Consider the following 1,282-nt stretch of genomic DNA (forward strand, 5'->3'; position numbering starts at 1 on the left):
GAATCCTGTCACCCCGATTCTTACAAATATGCGCGAGTGGCTCAGTTGGTGGAGCGCGACCTTGCCAAGGTCGAGGCCGCGGGTTCGAGTCCCGTCTCGCGCTCTTTTTTATTATTGCGGAAGCTTTGATTCATCAGGGTTTCCGCTTTTTTGCATTTTCATTTTTATGTAGACAGTTGTAGACACCTGAAGACAATATATACGCTTACAGACTGTTTAAAAGCAATTTGTTGGAATAAATGTATCGTAGAGTAAAAGGAGGAAACCAAATGAGCAAAGTATTAATTCTAAACGGAAGTCCACGTGTGAACGGCAACACATCCATTGCCATCCGGGAAATGGAGAATGTATTTCGAAATAGTGGGGTAGAGGTAACAACCATGCAGATTGGAAATAAAGATATCCGGGGCTGTATTGCCTGTAACCAGTGCAGCGAAATTGGAAAATGTGTGTTTGATGATATCGTAAATGAGCTGGCACCTCTCTTTGAGGCGGCGGATGGCCTGGTGATTGCCAGTCCGGTCTACTATGCATCGGCTAATGCGACGCTGATTGCCTGTCTTGACCGCTTGTTTTACAGCACGTCCTTTGATAAGAGCATGAAGGTGGGTGCCAGTGTAGTCTGTGCACGCAGAGGCGGCTGCTCAGCGACTTTTGATGAATTGAACAAATTTTTTACCATCAGCAATATGCCGATCGCATCCAGCAGATACTGGAACAGTATTCACGGCTGTGAGAAAGGGGAGGCAGAGATGGATGAGGAAGGCAAGCAGACGATGCGGATGCTTGCAAAGAATATGACATTTCTTATGAAGTCCATCGAGCTTGGCAAGAAAGAATATGGTCTTCCGGAACAGGAGGAGCGGACGTCGACGAATTTTATTCGGTAAGTTTAAGGGAGTCAGAGCATTTTTGATAAGGTAGTCCATGCGCCGGCTGGATGGAGATACGATTTCGAAAATGAGATCGGGAGCGCCGGAACAGCCGCGGTCGGTCAATTTATTCGGATCACAGATAAGAGAGATATCCGGCTCAACCCAATCTTTATCATCCGCATCCAGATTGACAGCGAAAGGAGGCGGATAAACGTGGCATTCTCCGCCGTTGGACTCGATATAATTTCCAAGAAGGCGGGAAATCTGGTAGGAAATTTCCTTATGAATCCGGCTCGGAGGTGCCATATTATAAAATTGCCCGTCGATCAGCTCTGCACGCTGCCCGTCGGGCAAATTCCAGTAATCTTTTGAAATATAGGTATACCTATATTTCAAGATTACTGGAA

The 1,282-nt window shown here is 46.3% G+C and carries 1 protein-coding gene, 1 tRNA gene and 1 pseudogene; 2 read left to right on the forward strand and 1 reads right to left on the reverse strand.

Going from position 1 to position 1,282, the window contains the following annotated elements; translation table 11 throughout:
- The first annotated feature begins 30 nt into the window (after window positions 1-30).
- Window positions 31-103 (forward strand) — tRNA-Gly (locus tag DWX91_RS16270).
- A gap of 166 nt (window positions 104-269) precedes the next feature.
- Window positions 270-890 (forward strand): flavodoxin family protein, encoded by a 621-nt coding sequence (locus DWX91_RS16275; RefSeq protein WP_118539833.1) that lies wholly within the window; start codon window positions 270-272, stop codon window positions 888-890.
- Between the two features lie 30 nt (window positions 891-920).
- Here DWX91_RS16275 and DWX91_RS16280 read toward each other — a convergent pair.
- A pseudogene (locus DWX91_RS16280) lies at window positions 921-1,271 on the reverse strand (Uma2 family endonuclease); the annotation flags it as partial.
- Window positions 1,272-1,282 lie beyond the last annotated feature (11 nt).

Origin of the sequence: Clostridium sp. AF22-10 (assembly GCF_003478725.1) — a bacterium.
Lineage (GTDB): Bacteria > Bacillota > Clostridia > Lachnospirales > Lachnospiraceae > Otoolea > Otoolea fessa.

What these genes read in the sequence shown, in the direction of transcription:
- DWX91_RS16275 (WP_118539833.1), top strand. Translation starts at nt 270, where the DNA reads ATGAGCAAAGTATTAATTCTAAACGGAAGTCCACGTGTGAACGGCAAC.